Origin of the sequence: Allosaccharopolyspora coralli (assembly GCF_009664835.1) — a bacterium.
Taxonomy (GTDB): domain Bacteria; phylum Actinomycetota; class Actinomycetes; order Mycobacteriales; family Pseudonocardiaceae; genus Allosaccharopolyspora; species Allosaccharopolyspora coralli.
This window is the reverse complement of sequence record NZ_CP045929.1, coordinates 1,107,904-1,125,687: the sequence shown is the minus strand read 5'-3', so window position 1 is coordinate 1,125,687 and position 17,784 is coordinate 1,107,904. Positions and strand designations below refer to the sequence as shown.

The following is a 17,784-nucleotide window of genomic DNA, read 5'->3' as shown; positions in this document are numbered from 1 at the left end:
CTCCTTCACTCTGCAGCTAAGCGATCGAGAGCTGTGATAGTGCTCGACATTTTTCCCACCCCGTACGCAGCCCGACCACCGGCGGGTTCTCAGCGCCCTCCTCGCGAGGACAGCGGTTTCGCCGCGTAGGCCGCTACTCAAGAAACCGATCCCGCAGCGAGGAGGGCGCTGAGGTTCCGCTACCCGACCCACCCAGCAAACCTTCTGAAAGGAGTTCTCAGTCACGTCACCAGTCAGTCAGCCATGACTGCTTGCACCAGACTGTCCTGCACCCAGGTCAGCCACTGGTACGCGCCGTAGTGCTCCCGTTTGAGTTCGTCGAGGGACGGGTCGTCGATGTTCGGTTCGTCGGCGGTGTCGTCGTCGATGTCGAGCACCGAGCCGAGTGCGAGCCGCACGTCGTTGAGCGCGGCCAGCCAGCTCTGCGCCTGCTCGTCGCTGAGTTCGACCCGGCCGCCGCCCGCCGGGCAGGTGGACAGCACCGTCTCGGCCACCCCGGTCTTGAGGTCGATCAGCTCCGGCTCGTGCAGGGATCGCATGGCCCCGGCCGCGTTCTGCTCGTCCTCGTCGGACTCCCCGGTTTCCGGGTCCGTGCGGTAGAAGTCGGGCAGCAGCCGAGCCAGTGCCTGATGCTCCGGCGGCGTCGAGGGACCGGTCCGGATGCCTGTCAGCGCAGCGAGCTCGTCCTCCGGCGCTTCCGAAGCCCGCTCGGTGAGCATGTCCTTGATCTGGCCGACCAGTCCCCGCAGCAGTGCCGCTTCGGGCTGGGCGAGGTCGGTCACGACGTGACCGTCGGTACGGGTCCAACCGTCCACGAGTCAGGAATCCTTCTGCATGGTCGCCCACAAGCCGGCGGCGTGGAGTTTCGCGACGTCGTTCTCGACTTTTTCCTTCGCACCCGAGGAGACCACCGCACGACCCTTGTGGTGGACGTCGAGCATCAGCTTCGTCGCGTGGTCACGGCTGTAGCCGAAGATCTGCTGCAGGACGTAGGTCACATACGACATGAGGTTGACGGGGTCGTTCCAGACCAGCGTCACCCAGGGCGTGTCCCCGGCCGCGGCCTCGTTCGGCTGCGCGCGCTCCACTTCAGCGGGCGAAGTCATGTGTCCATGGTCGCACGCCCGCCGAAGGCCACCGCGGGGCACACCGCACCACTCCGCGTCGCAGTGGCGGCGACGTAATCTTGTGCTCTATGACGTCTTCTGGGCACGCCCCGGCGCGACGGTCCGCCGGGAGCAGCGCACTGTTCACCGACCACTACGAGCTGACCATGCTGTCTGCGGCGCTGCGGGACGGGACCGCCGACCGTCCGTGCGTGTTCGAGGTCTTCGCGCGCCGCCTGCCCGACGGACGCCGCTACGGGGTCGTCGCCGGCGTGGACCGCGTGCTGGACGCACTGGCGAACTTCCGGTTCGACGACGCCGAGCTGGAGATGCTCGCGCGCGACGAGGTCGTCGACGGTGAGACCCTGGAATGGTTGCGCCGCTACCGGTTCAGCGGGGACGTGGACGGCTATCCCGAGGGTGAGCTGTACTTTCCCGGCTCGCCGGTGCTCACGGTGCGCGGCACCTTCGCCGAGGCGGTGCTGCTGGAGACGCTGGTGCTGTCGATCCTCAACCACGACAGTGCGATCGCCTCCGCCGCCGCCCGCATGGTCTCGGCCGCCAACGGTCGGCGGATCATCGAGATGGGCTCGCGGCGCACCCACGAAGAGTCCGCCGTCGCGGCGGCTCGCGCGGCCCACCTCGCCGGATTCGCAGGCACATCGAACCTGGAAGCCGGGCGTCGCTACGGAATTCCCACGACCGGAACCTCCGCGCACTCCTTCACGCTCGTGCACGATTCGGAGCACGAGGCGTTCGCCGCGCAGGTCGCGGCACTCGGCACCGGCACGACGCTGCTCGTCGACACCTACGACATCAGCCGGGGCATCGACACGGCGATCGAGGTCGCGGGAACCGGGCTGGGCGCGATCCGCATCGACTCCGGGGACGTCGGCGTGCTCGCACGGCAGGCACGCGAGCAGCTCGACGCTCTCGGCGCCACCGGGACCCGGATCGTCGTCTCGGGAGACCTGGACGAACACGCGATCGCGGCGCTGCGCGCGGAGCCGGTCGACGGCTACGGCGTCGGCACCTCGCTGGTGACGGGCTCCGGTGCTCCCACGGCGAGCATGGTCTACAAGCTCGTGGAGGTCGACGGGCGCCCGGTTGCCAAACGCAGCTCGCACAAGGAATCCCGCGGCGGCCACAAGGAGGCGTTCCGGCGGCACAAGCCGACCGGCACCGCCATCGAGGAGGTCGTGTACCCGGTCGACGGTCCACCTCCGAAGCAGGGCGAGGACGACCGGCCGTTGCGGATCCCGTTGGTCCGCGACGGTGAAGTCGTCCCGGATCGGCCGTCGTTGGAGGACAATCGACAGCGCCTGCGGCACGCGCTGGTCAGCGTGCCGTGGGAGGGGTTGAAGCTCTCGCACGGGGAGCCTGCGATCCCGACGGTGTTCCCGGACAGCTACGGACACGGGTGAGGACGATGGACGAACGGGCCGGCACGGCGTTGATCGTGGTCGACGTGCAGAACGACTTCTGTGAGGGCGGCTCGCTCGCGGTCGGCGGCGGCGCCGGGGTGGCGTCGGCGATCTCGCGGCACATCGGCCACGGCGGCTACGACGCGGTGGTCGCCACCCGCGACTACCACGTCGACCCGGGCGCGCATTTCAGCGACGATCCCGATTTCGTGACGTCGTGGCCGGTGCACTGCGTCGTGGGAACCCCGGGCGCCGCGTTCCATCCGGACCTCGACGTCGCCGGGGTGCACGAGGTCTTCTCCAAGGGCGCGTACGACGACGGCTACTCCGGGTTCGAGGGCGCGAATCGCTCGGAGCGCCCGCTGGCGGAGTGGCTGCGCGAGCGCGACGTGCGACACGTGGAGATCGTCGGCATCGCGACCGATCACTGCGTGCGTGCCACCGCCCTGGATGCGGCGCGCGAGGGATTCGCCACGACCGTGCGGCTCGACCTCACCGCCGGGGTGTCGCGGGCGACGGTGGACAAGGCGCTCGCCGACTTCGACGCCGCCGGTGTCGCCACGCGCGGCGAACCGCTCGTGGCGAACAGCTGAGCAACCGCGAAGCCCAACGGTGCGAACGGCACTCTCGCCCCACCAGACGAGGCGAACGGCACTTTCGCCTCGTGCGGGAAGCTGAGGCGAACGGCACTTTCGCCTCACGTGACGGGGCGAGAGTGCCGTTCGCCTCGTCGGTCGTCGGGAGTGGGTGTCGTCGGCGGCGGGAAGTCTCGGCGGTCGCGTCGGGTGCGGGCGGTAACGTCGACGCGTGCCTTCCGTCCCGCAATGGTCCGACCCGACCGTGTTCGCACAGGACGCCGACGAACAACTCCCGCCGGAGATCGCAGCCGACCTGCGCGACACCGCCTCGCGCACGGCGAAGCAGCCCGCCGACATTCCGGCTCTGCCGACGCTGCTCGGAGTCGCCGTCAACGCCGTCGGTGGCACGGAACGCTCCGGACAGAGCCGGATGGCCGAGGCCGTGCAGAACTCGATCCGCTCCGGCGAGCACCTCGCGGTCCAGGCGGGTACCGGGACCGGGAAGTCGCTCGCCTACCTCGTTCCGGCGATCCGGCACGCGGTCGCGGACAACACCACCGTCGTGATCTCGACCGCGACGATCGCGTTGCAGCGCCAGCTCGTCGATCGTGACCTGCCTCTGCTGGCCACCGCGCTCGCCGGGGAACTCGGCCGCCGCCCCACGTTCGCGATCCTCAAAGGACGCCGGAACTACGTGTGCCTCAATCGCATTCACGGCAACGCGCCCGAAGAACCCGAGGACGGCACCCTGTTCGACCCGTTCGCGGCCTCCGCCCTGGAGCGTCAGGTGACGCGGCTGCGCGAGTGGGCGCAGGAGACCGAGACCGGAGACCGCGACGAGCTCGTTCCCGGCGTGACCGATCAGGCGTGGCGGCAGGTGTCGGTGACGGCGAAGGAATGCCTCGGCGCGCACCGCTGCCCGGTCGGGGCGGACTGCTTCGCCGAGCACGCGCGCGCCGACGCGGGGCGCGCGGACGTCGTCGTCACCAACCACGCACTGCTCGCCATCGACGCGCTCGACGACCGCCCGGTGCTGCCGGAACACGACGTCGTCGTGGTCGACGAAGCGCACGACCTCGTCGACCGCGTGACCTCGGCAGCCACCGGTGAGCTGACCGCGAGCGGGGTGCGTCTCGCAGCACGGCGCTGCGGGCGGGCCGTCGACCAGGAAACCGCCGACCGGCTGGACGAGGCGAGCGAGGGCCTGGAGCTGGTCCTCGCCGACGCCCCCGCCGGACGGCTCGACGCGATGCCCGAGGCGTTGCAAACGACGCTGCGGGTGATCCGCGACGCCGCCTCGGCGTGCGTCACCGCGCTCGGACCGGAACGCAAGGAGGACGTCGAGGGCGGTACCGCCCGCAAGCTCGCCCTGGCACTCACCGAGGAGGTGCACGACACGGCGATCCGGCTGCTCGACGCCTTCGACGACCCGAAGGGCCAGCGCCGCGACGTCGTCTGGATCGCGAGCGAGCCGAATCGGCCGCCCGCCGTCCGCGTCGCGCCGTTGGGTGTCGGCGGGCTGCTGCGGGAAAGACTGTTCGGGCAGCGGACTTCGGTGCTCACCTCGGCGACGCTGGCGCTCGGGGGCTCGTTCGACGCGCTCGCGCGTCAGTGGGGGCTGCCGCCGGAACGCAGCGCCGAGGCCGCCGAGGGCGTGGCGACCGCGAAGGAGCCGCCCTCCGACGACGGCGACCCTGCCTGGTCGGGTCTCGACGTCGGGTCGCCGTTCCAGCACGGCAGCAGCGGCATCCTCTACATCGCCCGCCACCTGCCGCCGCCGGGCACGTCGGGTTTGCAGGACAGCTATGTCGAGGAACTCGCCGGTCTCGTCGAGGCCGCCGGTGGTCGCACGCTCGGCCTGTTCTCGTCGATGCGGGCGGCGCGGGAGGCCTCCGAACAGCTGCGCGAGCGACTGGACACCCCGGTGCTGTGCCAGGGCGAGGACAGCACCTCGCTGTTGGTCTCGCAGTTCGCCGAGGATCCGGAGACGTCGCTGTTCGGGACGCTGTCCCTGTGGCAGGGCGTGGACGTGCCGGGCAATTCGCTACAGCTCGTGGTGATGGACCGCATCCCGTTCCCCCGCCCCGACGATCCGCTGATGTCGGCGCGGGCGAAGGCGGTACAGGAGCGTGGTGGCAACGGCTTCATCACCGTCTCGGGCACGCATGCGGCGCTGTTGCTGGCTCAGGGAGCCGGGCGGCTGTTGCGATCCATGCACGACCGGGGTGTGATCGCGGTGCTCGATTCCCGGCTCGCCACGGCCCGCTACGGCGGGTTCCTGCGCGCCTCACTGCCGCCGTTCTGGCAGACCTACGATCCCGACGTCGTCCGCGGCGCACTCCGCCGTCTCGACGGCGCGGCCCGTTCGGCCTGACGCCGCGATTCCCGTGGGGAGTGCCTGGGTTCCGGCAGTTCCAGCGCGAGGAACAGGGCAGATCAACCAGCGCACTGTCCGGCATGCGATACCCGCGATCATGTCGTACGGCACCGACAGTTGTGGGGAAGCTACAAATCACGGCGCGGCTTTCTGTTTCGACATCGAGTGCCTGTAGGTTGTCGGCGCCGCTGGCCACGAACGTGGTCACCAGCGGTGACCCCGTGTCGATCGAGGAGTTCTCGTGCCCGCTTCCGGCCCGTCCGTGCCTGCCGCCACTCTCGCGCGGACTGTCGTCTTCGCCGCGTTCATCGCGGTCCTCGGCTTGTTCCCCGGGCTGTACGTCGCAGGCGCCGCGGTTCCGATCGTGCTGCAGAACGCGGGGCCGTTGCTGGCGGGCAGCATCCTCGGCGCACGGCGCGGTGGCGCTGCGACGCTGCTGTTCTTGGGACTCGTCGCGCTCGGGTTGCCGTTGCTCTCGGGAGCCCGGGGCGGGCTGGCCCCGTTCGTGGGTCCTGGCGGCGGGTTCATCCTCGGCTGGGCCGTTGCGGCGTTCCTGGTCGGGTTCATCGTGCAGCGGGCCCGCAAGCCCGGCGTCGCCGTGATGCTCATGGCCAACGCGGCAGGCATCGCCGTGGACTATCTCGTGGGCATCCCCTACTGGGCCGCGTTCACCGGCGACCTCTGGTCCGCTGCGGTGCAGTCGTTGGCTTTCGTACCCGGTGACGCGGTGAAGCTGGTGCTGGTGTCGCTGATCGCGGCGGCTGTGCACCGTGCGGTGCCGAGCACGCTCACCGGCTCGCGCCGAGCGGCGGCCACCAGCGAGTGACGATGCCCGCCGTTCCCCCGCTACTTCGAGAGCACGCCGGCGCGCCGTCGGTCACCACCGACGACGGCACGCACTCGTGGGAGGCGCTCGTCTCCTCGGCGCACGGTGCGGCAGAAGACTTACGTCGCGCCGGGGTGCACGCGGGCGACCGCGTCGCGATCGACGTGGACGGAGCGCTGCCTCGCCTGTCGTGGCTGCTGGGTGCGGACCTGCTCGCGGCGGCGTCGCTCGTGGTGGATCCGTCCTGGTCCGGGCGGGAGCGGAAGGCGGTCCTCGCCGACGTCGAGGCCGCCGCACACGTGACGGTGCCGCCGGGCCCGCCGGAGGCCCGTACGGAACCGGTGGGTGACGACGAGACGTTGTTCTACCTCCCCACGACCTCCGGTAGCAGTGGACGCCCGAAGGTGCTGGTCCGCACCCGTGCGTCGTGGCAGCGCAGCTTCGAGGCGTTCGAGATCGGGACGACGCCGGACGACGTGGTGCTGGTGCCGGGGCCGCTGAGTTCGTCGTTGTTCCTGTTCGGCACGGCACACGCGCTGCATCGCGGCCTGGCGGTGCGGCTCCTGGAGCGCTGGTCGCCGGTCGCCGCGGCCGAAGCGGGCCGCGAGGCGACGGTCGTACACCTCGTTCCCGCGATGCTCGACTCGATGCTGTCGGTCCTGGAACGAAACGAGCCGATGCGGGCACGATGCCGGCTCCGCAAGGTCGTGTGCGGTGGTGCGCGCATGGAAGACGCGCTGCGACGCAGGCTCGCCGACACGCTGCCCGACTGCGAGGCCGTCGAGTACTACGGCTCCGCCGAGCACTCGGTGGTCGCGATCCGCCACGACGACGGTCCGTTGCGACCGGTGAGCGGAGTCGACGTGCGGGTGGTCGACGGCGTCCTGCAGGTGCGTAGCGGGCTGGTCCACGGCGGCTCGGTGGAGGCCGCGAAGCTGCGCCCGGTCGAGCCCGGCTGGTCGAGCACCGGCGACCTCGCGACGCTGCACGAAGACGGCAGCCTGACCGTGCACGGCCGTGCGGGAGCCGTCGTGTCGTCCGGTGGCACGCTCGTCCCGGCCGAGGAAGTCGAGGCTGTCCTGCGGACGGTGACCGGGGTGCGCGAGGTGATCGTCGTCGGTTCCCCGCACGGACGGCTCGAGTCGACGGTCACGGCCGTGGTGGAGCCGGATCCCGAGTCACCACCCCGGTTGCGGGACCTCCGGGGACACGCTCGGGAGGCTCTGGCTCCCGGCAAACGACCCCGTCGCTGGCTGGCCACTCCGTCGATCCCCCGCACGGCCTCCGGCAAACCCGCACGAGCGGACGTGTCCCGGTCCGTGCTCGACGGGACGTTGACCGTGCAGGAGTGGCCGTGACGACGCCGGTGATCGTGGCCGCGCGGCGGACGCCGATCGGAGAGACCGGCGGTTCGCTGCGGCACCTCCCGGTCGAACGGCTCGCCGCTCCGGTGGTGCGGGCGGTGCTCGGCGACACCGGGGTCGAGGCGGCGACGGTGGACGAGGTGATCCTCGGCAACGTACTCGGCCCGGGTGGCAATCCGGCTCGGGTCACAGCGCTGAGTGCGGGCCTCGGCCACGACACGCCAGGATCCACTGTGGATCGCCAATGCGCGAGCGGGCTGTCCGCGATCGTCACCGCCGCTGCGATGATCCGCGCGGGCATGGGCGAGGTGTACCTGGCGGGCGGCGTCGAGAGCGTGTCGACGGCGCCGTGGCGGGCGTGGCGCCCGAGATCGGCCTCGGACCCGCCGGTGTTCTACTCGCGCGCCCCGTTCGCACCCGCCGAGATCGGTGACCCCGACATGGGCCCGGCCGCGGACCTGATCGCCGCCGAGGCGGGGATCTCCCGCCAGCGGCAGGACGCCTTCGCCGTGCGCAGCCACGCGCGTGCCGTGGCCGCGCGGCGCGACGGGCGCTTCGAGGCGGAGCTCGTTCCGGTCGGCGGGGTCGACACCGACCAACGGCCGCGAGAAGGATTCAGCGAGCGGCGGCTCGCCCGGTTCCGCCCGGCGTTCGGAGCGAACGGCACCGCAACCGCGGCGAACTCGTGCGGCGTCAACGACGGTGCTGCCGTCGTGCTGATGACTACGGAGCGCAAACGGCGCGAGTGGGGCCTGCCCGGCCTGCGCCTCATCGACGCTCGGACCAGCGGCGTCGACCCTAACCGTCTGGGCCTCGGGGCCGTGCCTGCGATGCGCGCGGTGATGCGGGACGCTGTCCCCGGGGTGGTGGAGTTCAACGAGGCTTTCGCCGGGCAGACCTTGGCCTGCCTGGACGCGGTCGGGATCGACGAGCACACGGTCAGCGGTGATGGAGGCGCGATCGCGCTCGGACACCCATGGGGGGCGTCCGGCGCAGTACTGGCTGTGCGAACCTTCACCCGGACCGTGCGGGCCGACGGCCCCCGCACCGCCCTCACCGCGCTGTCGTCCGGTGGTGGGCTCGGGGTCGCGGCGACGTGGGAGCGAGTGGAATGACTGTGGAACACACGATCGAATTCGACGCGGTCGGGCACGACTACGACGACCGCACCGTCCTGACGGGCGTGTCGTTGCGGCTGACCGAGCCGCGCGTCGCGTTCGTCGGCGCGAACGGTTCCGGCAAGTCGACGCTGGCTCGCACCGTCAACGGCCTCGTCCACCCGGCCCGCGGAGCGGTGCGGGTCGGCGGCCGCGACCCGGTGAAGTCCGGTCGCGAGGTCCGCAAGCGCGTCGGTTTCCTGTTCACCAACCCGGACAGCCAGATCGTGATGCCCACGGCAGCCGAAGACGTGGCGTTCTCGCTGCGCAGACAGGGCCTGTCCAAGGAGCAGCGGCGCAGGCGAGCGAGCGAGGTGCTGGCCGAACACGGCCTCGGCGGCTACGACGAGCACCCGGCGCACCAGCTCTCCGGCGGCCAGAAGCAGCTGCTCGCGCTGTGCTCGATGCTCGTGCTGGAGCCGGACGTGCTGGTCTGCGACGAGCCGACGACACTGCTGGACCTGCGCAACAAGCGCCACTTCGTCGACGTGCTGCACACGCTGCGCCAGCAGGTCCTGCTCGTCACGCACGATCTGGACCTGCTGGAGAACTTCGACCGGGTGATCGTGTTCGAGCACGGCCGGGTCGTCGCCGACGACAAGCCCGAACCGGCGCTGCGCCACTACCGGGAGGTGGTCGCGTGACGCTCGTCGGACTGCACCATCCGGGCACGAGCCTGCTGCATCGCATCCCGGCAGGCGGCAAGTTCCTCATGCTGCTCGGGTTCGCGCTGCTCGTGGTGCTGCTGCCGGAGCCGGTGCACCAACTCGGGCTCGTGGTCGGGGTCTGCGTCGCCTACGGGTTCGCGCAGATCCCGCCCGCACGATGCCTGCACGTCGCCAAGGTCGCGCTGCCGCTCGTGGCGTTCGTGTTCTTGATCCAGTGGTGGCTACTGGACCTGGAACGCGCGGAGGTCGTGAGCCTGCGGATCCTCGCCGCGATCGGCGCGGCGAACCTGTTCACCCTGACCACCCGGATCGACGACCTGATCACGGCCGTCGAGCGCGGCCTGCGCCCACTCGACCGGTTCGGGGTGCAGCCCGAGCGGCTCGGCCTGCTCGTCGGACTCACGCTCCAGGCCGTCGCGGCCGTGTCCAGCATCGCGCGGGAAACGCGGGAGGCGCAGCGAGCACGCGGCATCCAAGGCTCGGTTTCGGCCTTCGCGATCCCCTTGATGGTCCGGACCGTCCGCCACTCCGACGAGCTCGGTGAAGCACTAGCAGCCCGAGGCATCGGCGACGACTGAGTATTCGCACTGGCTGCGGGCTCGTCGACATCGAGTAGCGCCCTACACTACGTCGACGCTGTCCACGCCGGCCACGAGGTGAGAACCCGCCGGTGGCCGGCCTGCGTAGGCAGGGAACAACGTCGGCGAGGTGTGCCTGGTCACAACCCATATCCCGCGTGACCTCAACCAGAACCAGCACGTCAGCCGCTGAAGTGGGCTCGGTGGTCCCAGGCCCATTGCCCGAAGGTGCGGGGCGGCTTTCCGGTCACGTTCTCGACACCCGGCAGGATCTCGGCGTCGACGTCGGAGGAGCCGCCGACCGCGTCGAGGACGGCGTCCGCGAGGACCCACGACACGTCCGGCTCCATTCGTTCACGTGCCTGCTGCGGGCCGATCTCCTCGAACGTCAGCTCACGCCCCAACACCGCGGCGAGGGTCGCGACCTGCTGAGGCGGGGTCAGCGCTTCGGGACCGGTCAGCGAGTAGATTTGCCCGCCGTGGTTCTCGCCGGTCATGGCCGTGACGGCGACGGCGGCGACATCGGCGGGGTCGATCAGCGGCAGCGCGGTCTTCGGGAACGGCGCGCGCACGACACTCCCCTCGCGCAGGTCCTGCGCATAGCGCAGCGCGTTCGAGTTGTACTGGACGGGGCGAACGAACGTCCACGACAAACCACTCGCGCGCACGGCCTCTTCCGCACGGAGGTGCCGCAACGCGAGGACGTTGGCGGGCTGGGTGTCGACCAGCCGCGAGGACAGCAGCACCACGTGCCGCACCCCGGCCCGTCGGGCGAGCTCCAGGATCGGCACTTCGGCCCCGGAGACGATCAGGTGCAGGACCTCGACACCGCGCAGGGCGGCCGCGAGCGAATCCGGACGGGTCAGGTCGGCTCGGTACGGCTCGGTGTCCTCCGGCAGCGAGGCGCCGTCCGGATCTCGCGACACGGCGCGAACGGCAAGACCGGCTTCGCGGAAGCCGTCGAGCATGTGCCGCCCGACGCGGCCCGAAGCCCCTGTGACCAAGAACATGGACTCCACGCTATACGGAGCCACCGGCCCCATGACCACCACTCACACGAATGCGGGCGGTTGCGATGACCCGGGCCCGTACCGACACGTGAGTCTTTTTGGTGGTTATAGCAACCAAAAAGACTCACGCCCCTCTCCGGCGGGACACAGTCTCCGAGTCGACTTGCGGCCCTGGTGAGCTGTGTGCGGCCTCCGTCCTCGAGAGACTGCGACACGTACCCTGGACCGACGCTGATCAGCGGAGTCCCGCGACGGGGCTCAGTAGGGACTGAATCGATCTCGGGAGGGTGTCGTGCACTACCGGACCTTGGGCGGCAGTGGCTGTGCCGTGTCGACGTACGCGCTCGGCACCATGACCTTCGGCAACGAAACCGACGAGTCGGGCTCCCACGCGCAACTCGACCGCTTCGTCGAGGTGGGCGGCACCCTCGTCGACACCGCCGACGTCTACACCGCCGGAGCCGCCGAGCAGATCATCGGCTCATGGCTGGACAAGCGCGGCCCTGCTGCCCGCGAACAGATCGTGCTGGCCACGAAGGGCCGCTTCCCGACCGGCCGTGGGCCCAACGACCGGGGACTCTCCCGCAAACACCTCGCGTCCGCACTGGACGCCTCGCTGCGCAGGCTCGGTGTCGAGACGGTCGACCTCTATCAGCTGCACGCGTTCGACCCGTACACACCGCTGGAGGAAACGCTGTCCTTCGTGGACGACGCGGTCAGCGCGGGCAAGGTGCATTACCTCGGACTGTCGAACTTCACCGGCTGGCAACTGCAGCGCGCCGTGGACGTCGCCGAGTTCCGCGGGCTCACCGCGCCGCTGACGCTGCAACCGCAGTACAACCTGCTCGCCCGCGAGACCGAGTTCGAGATCGTGCCCGCCGTGCAGGCCAACGGGCTCGGGCTGCTGCCGTGGTCACCGCTGGGCGGCGGCTGGCTCACCGGCAAGTACACCCGGGACAGTGCCCCCGATGGCGCCACCCGCCTCGGCGAGAACCCGGCTCGCGGAATGGAGGGCTACGACCGTCGCAACACCGAGCAGCGCACGTGGGACGTCGTCGACGCGGTCCGCGCCGTGGCCGACGAGCGCGGAGTGTCCATGGCACAGGTGGCGCTGGCGTGGCTGTCCGACCGCCCCGCGGTGACCTCGGTGATCCTCGGGGCTCGCACCCTGGAACAGCTCGACGCCAACCTCGCCGCCGTCGACGTGCGGCTCACCGCCGAGGAGACCGGCCGCCTCGACGCCGCGAGCGACCCCGGCGCGCCGGACTACCCGTACGGCCCGCTCGGGCTGGACCAGCGCGACCGGCACCTGCGCGGCGAGGTATGATCCGTCAGCTCACCGGCTCCTGCCACTGCGCGAGCACCGTGATCGTGCCGGGGTCGATCTCGGTGAACCCGGCGTCCCGCACCGCCGCCACCCGGTGCTCGCGCCACGCGCTCGCCGAGTCGCCGGTGTGCAGCGCGTTCCAGACGGCCGGTTCCGGCGTGCGCACCGCGCAGCGGTAGTCGGCGGCCGACCACCGCTCGAGCCCCTCGTCGTCGCCGTCACCGTGCAGCTGCGCGGCGAGGATCATCGTGGCGTGCCCGACCTGAGCTGCCGTCTTCCCGGCGCTCATTCCCACGTCGGGGTTCAGCCACAACACGGGCAGCCCCGCGGGGGCCTGCCCCGGGTCGTCGGTGTCGAGTTCACTGCCGGAGATCTGCAGCCGGGTGAGTTCCTTCGGCATGTCGGCCACCCGGGCTGGGAGCAACGCCCGCACCTGTGCACCGTGCACGGAGAACGTGTGACCGGGAAGGTCCTGCACCGCGCGCCAGTGCGCACCCCGCGCCCGGCGCGCGACCTTCCGGATCCGCCCGGAGATCCACCGGTGCATCGCCTCGTGCCACTCGCCACCGACGGCGCAACGCTCGTCCAGACACACCGCGAGCGACGCGGCGGCAGCGGCTTCCAGCAGGTCGGTGCGCCGGGGCGGCTCGGTGCGTTCGATCCGCAGCACCAGCGGCATCAGGACGACCTCGTCGGGCTCCTCGTCGGAGGTGTCCCGGGTGGACTCGCCGGACAACGACAACCACGTCGCATAGCGCGCGAGCAGCGGATTCAACACGGGGGCAGCACTCAGCACCCGGCCATTGTCTCACCATGGCGTGAGCCTTTTTAGTGGTCATAGCCACCAAAAAGGCTCACGCCCGCTGCGCCTCAGTCCTCGAGCGGCACCCGGCGCACCACGCCGTCCTCGGCGTCGGCGGACTCCACCTCGGCCCTGGTCACGCCGAGCATGAACAACACCGCGTCGAGGAACGGCACCGACAGCGCCGTGTCCGCGACCTCACGCAACGCCGGTTTCGCGTTGAACGCGACGCCCAGCCCGGCCGCCGAGAGCATGTCGATGTCGTTGGCGCCGTCGCCGACGGCCACGCACTGACCGTGCGGCACGTCGAACTCCTGCGCGAACCGGCGCAACGCCTTCGCCTTGCCGGGACGGTCCACGACCTCGCCGATCACCTGCCCGGTCAGCTTGCCGTCGACGACCTCGAGTTCGTTGGCCGCGGCGAAGTCCAGCCCCAAGTCGTCCACCAGCGCGTCGATGATCTGCGTGAAGCCTCCGGAGACGACGCCGGTGTGGAATCCGAGCCTGCGCAACGTGCGCACCGTCGTGCGCGCACCGGGCGTGAGTTCCAGCTCCGCGGCGACCTCGCCGAGGACGGACTCCGGCAGACCCGCGAGCGCCTGCACACGGCGACGCAGCGACTCCTCGAAATCCAGCTCGCCGCGCATCGCCTCCTCGGTGACCCTGCGGACCTCGTCCTCACGACCGGCCTTCGCCGCGAGCATCTCGATGACCTCGCCCTGCACCAGCGTCGAGTCCACGTCGAAGACCACGAGCCGCTTCGCGCGGCGGCTCAGGCCGGTGCGCTCCACGGCCACGTCCACCCCGATCCGCGCGGAGAGTTCGGTCGTCTCGCTGGTGAGCGCGGCGTCCGCCTCTTCCCCCTCGGGCGCGCTGACGTGCAGCTCCAGGCCTGTGACCGGGTAGTCGGCGACGCGGCGGATGGAGTCGATGTTCACGTTGATCGCCGCGAGCCTGCGCGCGACCTCGGTGAAGCTCCTGGCCGTCACCGGCCTGCCGAGCACGACCAGCACGTGCGTCGACGCGAGCCTGGCGGCGTCCCCGTCCTCGGCGTCGATCTCGACGTCCACCGTCATGCCCACGGTCGCCATCGCCTGCTCGACCGACTCCTGCAGATGCTCCGGGTCGCCTTCGGTGGCCACCAGGACACCCAGCACCAGCCGTCCCCGGATGACCACCTGCTCCACGTCGAGGATGTCCACGCCGTGCGCGGTCAACGCGGCGAACAGCACCGACGTCACGCCGGGCTTGTCCTCGCCGGTCACGGTCATCAGCACGCTCGTGTGCTGCGAGGTGGTCACGTCTGGCTCCTTCGGCATCGACGACAACGTCCGCTCCCCGGGGGCGAGCCCCGGAAAAAGACGAGGAGCCCCGCGGTCGGCACCGACCGTCGGGGCTCCTCGTCGAGCGGACCCAGCCTGGCACACCGCCGATCCCCGGGACCAGCTTCTGTGGCCCGTCTCCTGCTTTCAGTATGACCGGAGCCACACCGGAACGATTCGGATCCACTCCGCCCGGCCGCGCCCCACGCGAAGAACCCCGGGCCGGACGAACCGGGCACCGGGGTTCCTGCGCATGCTGTTCCTTCGGGATCGTGCGGATTCAATCCGTGCGGCCCCTCACTTCTCCTTCGGGTCGCGATCGCCGCCCTGCTCGGGCGGCACGATCGCCTGTGCGGCCTCTTCCGAGACCGCGGCGTGCGCCAGCGGCTTGCCGGTGAACCCGACGTGGCCCTCCAGGCGCATCCGCTCGGCGACGTGCGGGTAGTGCAGCTCGAAGGCAGGCCGCTCGGAGCGGATCCGGGGCAGCTCGGTGAAGTTGTGCCGCGGCGGCGGGCACGAGGTGGCCCACTCCAGCGAGTTGCCGTAGCCCCACGGGTCGTCGACGTCGACGATCTCGCCGTAACGGTAGCTCTTGAACACGTTCCACAGGAACGGCAGCATCGACGCGCCCAGCAGGAACGCGCCCGCCGTGGAGAACGTGTTCAGGAATGTGAACCCGTCGCTTTCCAGGTAGTCGGCGTAGCGGCGCGGCATGCCCTCGTTACCGAGCCAGTGCTGCACCAGGAACGTGGCGTGGAAGCCGATGAACGTCAGCCAGAAGTGCAGCTTGCCGAGACGCTCGTCCATCATCCGGCCGGTCATCTTCGGGAACCAGAAGTAGATCCCGGCGAAGGTGGCGAACACGATCGTGCCGTAGAGGACGTAGTGGAAGTGCGCCACCACGAAGTACGTGTCCGAGACGTGGAAGTCGATCGGCGGCGCGGCGAGCAGCACACCCGTCAGACCACCGAACAAGAACGTCACGAGGAAGCCGACCGAGAAGATCATCGGTGTCTCGAACGTCAACTGGCCGCGCCACATGGTGCCGATCCAGTTGAAGAACTTCATGCCGGTCGGGATCGCGATGAGGAACGTGGTGAAGGCGAAGAACGGCAAGAGCACGGCGCCGGTGGCGTACATGTGGTGCGCCCACACCACCACCGACAGCGCCGCGATGCCCAGCGTCGCGTACACCAGCCCGGAGTAGCCGAACAGCGGCTTGCGGCTGAAGACCGGGAAGATCTCGGAGACGATGCCGAAGAACGGCAGCGCGACGATGTAGACCTCGGGGTGGCCGAAGAACCAGAACAGGTGCTGCCAGAGGATGACGCCGCCGTTGGCCGGGTCGAACACGTTCGCGCCGAGCTGCCGGTCGGCCAGCAGGCCCGCCAGTGCGGCGGTCAGGATCGGGAAGGCCATCAACACCAGCACGCTGGTGACCAGGATGTTCCAGGTGAAGATCGGCATCCGGAACATGGTCATGCCGGGCGCGCGGAGGCAGACGACCGTCGTGATCATGTTCACCGCACCGAGGATCGTGCCCAGGCCTGAGACCAGCAGGCCCGAGATCCACAGATCGGCTCCGAGCCCAGGTGAGTGCAGCGCGTCCGACAGCGGGGTGTAGGCGAACCACCCGAAGTCGGCGGCACCGCCCGGCACGAGGAAACCGCTGATGACGATCGTCCCGCCGAGGGAGAACAGCCAGAAGCTGAAGGCGTTCAGGCGCGGGAACGCCACGTCCGGGGACCCGATCTGCAGCGGCAGGATGTAGTTGGCGAACCCGAACAGGATCGGCGTCGCGTACAGCAGCAGCATGATCGTGCCGTGCATGGTGAACAGCTGGTTGTACTGCTCCTGCGACAGGAACTGCATGCCCGGCACCGCGAGCTCACCCCGGATCAGCATGGCCATGAGGCCACCGATCAGGAAGAAGGCCATCGAGGTGACGAGATACAGGATGCCGATCTGCTTGTGATCGGTCGTCCGCAGCATCTGCGTGAAGAACGACCCCTTGACCGACTTGCGCGCCGGGTCGGGGCGCGTGGCGATCGGCTCTGGCGCGACGGCCGTCACGGTGCCTCCTGCACTGACGAAAGCTTGCAGGCTCCGGAGAGCCCTCCGACCCGGCGGGCCGTGGTGATCGGCAGGCGGAGACGGTGCCGTCGCACGCTGCCGGCTGATGATGGTAGTCCGACCGACTCGGGCGAGTACGGGCGGCCCGTAGCCACCCTATTCATGGCAGGTGTCGGAGTCAGTAGCGATGAGATCGACCCGACACCCGGACACCTCCGGACGACTCGGACCGGCGATCGCGCGATCGCGGGAGCGGAGTGCTCGCGAAACGCGCCGGGACGCCGGTTAACCTACGGGAGAAGGCATGACCGCCCTCGACGCCCGCTGCGGCGCAGTCCCCGGCCCGGCCGGGGACGAACGACTCACCCTGGAGGGGAACACGTGCGTAGGACCATGATCATCGGCGCCCTGCTGGCCGGAGGTCTCGCGCTCGCGGGCTGCGCTCCGTCGACGGAGGCGCCCAGCTCGAATCCGCCCGCCCCGGGCACGCCCCCGCCCCCGTCGGAGATCGCGCCGGCCGGGCCGGAGAACAGCCAGGGCAGCGGCGACGAGCAGGGCCAGGGGCAGGGCCCCGGCCAAGGCGAGGGCGCAGGCGAAGGCCCGAGCAGCACCGACCAGCAGTTCGCGCAGATGATGGTGCCGCACCACGAGCAGGCACTGGAGCTCTCCGAACTGGCCACGAGCACGTCGCAGAACCCTCAGGTGCGCGACCTCGCGAGCCGGATCGCGCAGGCACAGGGCCCGGAGATCGGGCAGATGCGGGCATGGCTCGGCGAGCAGCAGGGCCAGGGCGGTGAGACCCCGCAGCAGGGCGGCATGTCCGGGATGGTGAGCCCGGAGGCGATGGACGCGCTGCGCCAGGCTTCCGGCGAGGAGTTCGATCGACTGTGGATCGAGGCGATGATCCAGCACCACGAAGGTGCCGTGGAGATGGCCCAGACCCAGCTCGAGGAGGGTTCGGACCCGCGGATGCGCGGCCTCGCCGAGCAGATCGTCGGCGCTCAGGAGGCCGAGCTCCAGGAACTCCGCTCGCTACAGGGCTGACCCCCCGCACTCGAGGCGAACGGCACCTTCGCCTCACCGCTCCTCCGGAGCGAACGGCACCCTCGCCCCACCAGACGGAGCGAACGGCACCTTCGCCCCACCGCTCCTCCGGAGCGAACGGCACCTTC

General features: G+C 70.3%; 16 protein-coding genes. 10 read left to right on the top strand and 6 right to left on the bottom strand.

All coding sequences use genetic code 11. From position 1 onward, the window contains the following. Positions 1-233: 233 nt before the first annotated feature. Positions 234-815, bottom strand: coding sequence for a DUF2017 domain-containing protein (locus GIY23_RS05325; RefSeq protein WP_154075636.1), 582 nt, complete (start codon positions 813-815; stop codon positions 234-236). Between the two features lie 3 nt (positions 816-818). Next, complete coding sequence (gene clpS / locus GIY23_RS05320; protein WP_154075635.1) at positions 819-1,106, bottom strand: ATP-dependent Clp protease adapter ClpS; 288 nt, start codon at positions 1,104-1,106, stop codon at positions 819-821. Between the two features lie 89 nt (positions 1,107-1,195). Here clpS and GIY23_RS05315 point away from each other — a divergent pair, with 89 nt between their 5' ends. From GIY23_RS05315 to GIY23_RS05280, 8 genes are all read left to right on the top strand, one after another. Then, on the top strand, positions 1,196-2,530 hold the full coding sequence (locus GIY23_RS05315; RefSeq protein ID WP_154075634.1) for a nicotinate phosphoribosyltransferase: 1,335 nt from the start codon (positions 1,196-1,198) through the stop codon (positions 2,528-2,530). 5 nt (positions 2,531-2,535) lie between these two features. Continuing rightward, positions 2,536-3,123 carry an isochorismatase family protein gene (locus GIY23_RS05310; RefSeq protein ID WP_154075633.1) on the top strand — a complete coding sequence of 196 codons (588 nt, stop codon included), beginning with the start codon at positions 2,536-2,538 and terminating at the stop codon, positions 3,121-3,123. Between the two features lie 415 nt (positions 3,124-3,538). Continuing rightward, complete coding sequence (locus tag GIY23_RS05305; RefSeq protein ID WP_154078632.1) at positions 3,539-5,482, top strand: ATP-dependent DNA helicase; 1,944 nt, start codon at positions 3,539-3,541, stop codon at positions 5,480-5,482. A 244-nt stretch (positions 5,483-5,726) separates the two neighbouring features. Next, entirely contained in the window at positions 5,727-6,311 is a 585-nt protein-coding gene (locus GIY23_RS05300; protein WP_154075632.1) for a biotin transporter BioY, read from the top strand. A gap of 2 nt (positions 6,312-6,313) precedes the next feature. Beyond that, on the top strand, positions 6,314-7,669 hold the full coding sequence (locus GIY23_RS05295) for a class I adenylate-forming enzyme family protein (protein WP_154075631.1): 1,356 nt from the start codon (positions 6,314-6,316) through the stop codon (positions 7,667-7,669). Continuing rightward, entirely contained in the window at positions 7,666-8,790 is a 1,125-nt protein-coding gene (locus GIY23_RS05290) for a thiolase family protein (protein WP_154075630.1), read from the top strand. Before GIY23_RS05295 ends, GIY23_RS05290 begins: the two co-directional genes overlap by 4 nt. After that, a complete protein-coding gene (locus GIY23_RS05285; RefSeq protein WP_154075629.1) occupies positions 8,787-9,476 on the top strand; it encodes an energy-coupling factor ABC transporter ATP-binding protein in 690 nt (229 codons plus the stop codon). The genes GIY23_RS05290 and GIY23_RS05285 overlap by 4 nt, the downstream gene beginning before the upstream one ends. Beyond that, positions 9,473-10,078, top strand: coding sequence for an energy-coupling factor transporter transmembrane component T family protein (locus GIY23_RS05280; RefSeq protein WP_154075628.1), 606 nt, complete (start codon positions 9,473-9,475; stop codon positions 10,076-10,078). Before GIY23_RS05285 ends, GIY23_RS05280 begins: the two co-directional genes overlap by 4 nt. Before the next feature lie 182 nt (positions 10,079-10,260). Here GIY23_RS05280 and GIY23_RS05275 read toward each other — a convergent pair whose 3' ends face one another. Beyond that, positions 10,261-11,088, bottom strand: a complete 828-nt coding sequence (locus GIY23_RS05275) for an SDR family oxidoreductase (protein ID WP_187352033.1) — start codon at positions 11,086-11,088, stop codon at positions 10,261-10,263. A gap of 292 nt (positions 11,089-11,380) precedes the next feature. On the opposite strand from GIY23_RS05275, the gene GIY23_RS05270 reads away from it, so the two are divergent. Further along, positions 11,381-12,415 carry an aldo/keto reductase gene (locus GIY23_RS05270; protein WP_154075626.1) on the top strand — a complete coding sequence of 345 codons (1,035 nt, stop codon included), beginning with the start codon at positions 11,381-11,383 and terminating at the stop codon, positions 12,413-12,415. 4 nt (positions 12,416-12,419) lie between these two features. On the opposite strand, the gene GIY23_RS05265 is transcribed toward GIY23_RS05270, so the two are convergent. The 3 genes from GIY23_RS05265 to ctaD all read right to left on the bottom strand — a co-directional run bounded on the left by GIY23_RS05265 (position 12,420) and on the right by ctaD (position 16,612). After that, positions 12,420-13,211, bottom strand: a complete 792-nt coding sequence (locus GIY23_RS05265; RefSeq protein ID WP_154075625.1) for a peptidyl-tRNA hydrolase — start codon at positions 13,209-13,211, stop codon at positions 12,420-12,422. A gap of 74 nt (positions 13,212-13,285) precedes the next feature. Continuing rightward, positions 13,286-14,488, bottom strand: coding sequence for a phosphoserine phosphatase SerB (serB, locus tag GIY23_RS05260; RefSeq protein WP_228717688.1), 1,203 nt, complete (start codon positions 14,486-14,488; stop codon positions 13,286-13,288). 348 nt (positions 14,489-14,836) lie between these two features. After that, positions 14,837-16,612: an aa3-type cytochrome oxidase subunit I gene (gene ctaD / locus GIY23_RS05255; protein WP_154075623.1), complete on the bottom strand. Its 1,776-nt coding sequence runs from the start codon at positions 16,610-16,612 to the stop codon at positions 14,837-14,839. A 381-nt stretch (positions 16,613-16,993) separates the two neighbouring features. Here ctaD and GIY23_RS05250 point away from each other — a divergent pair, with 381 nt between their 5' ends. Further along, complete coding sequence (locus tag GIY23_RS05250; protein ID WP_154075622.1) at positions 16,994-17,656, top strand: DUF305 domain-containing protein; 663 nt, start codon at positions 16,994-16,996, stop codon at positions 17,654-17,656. Positions 17,657-17,784: the final 128 nt, after the last annotated feature.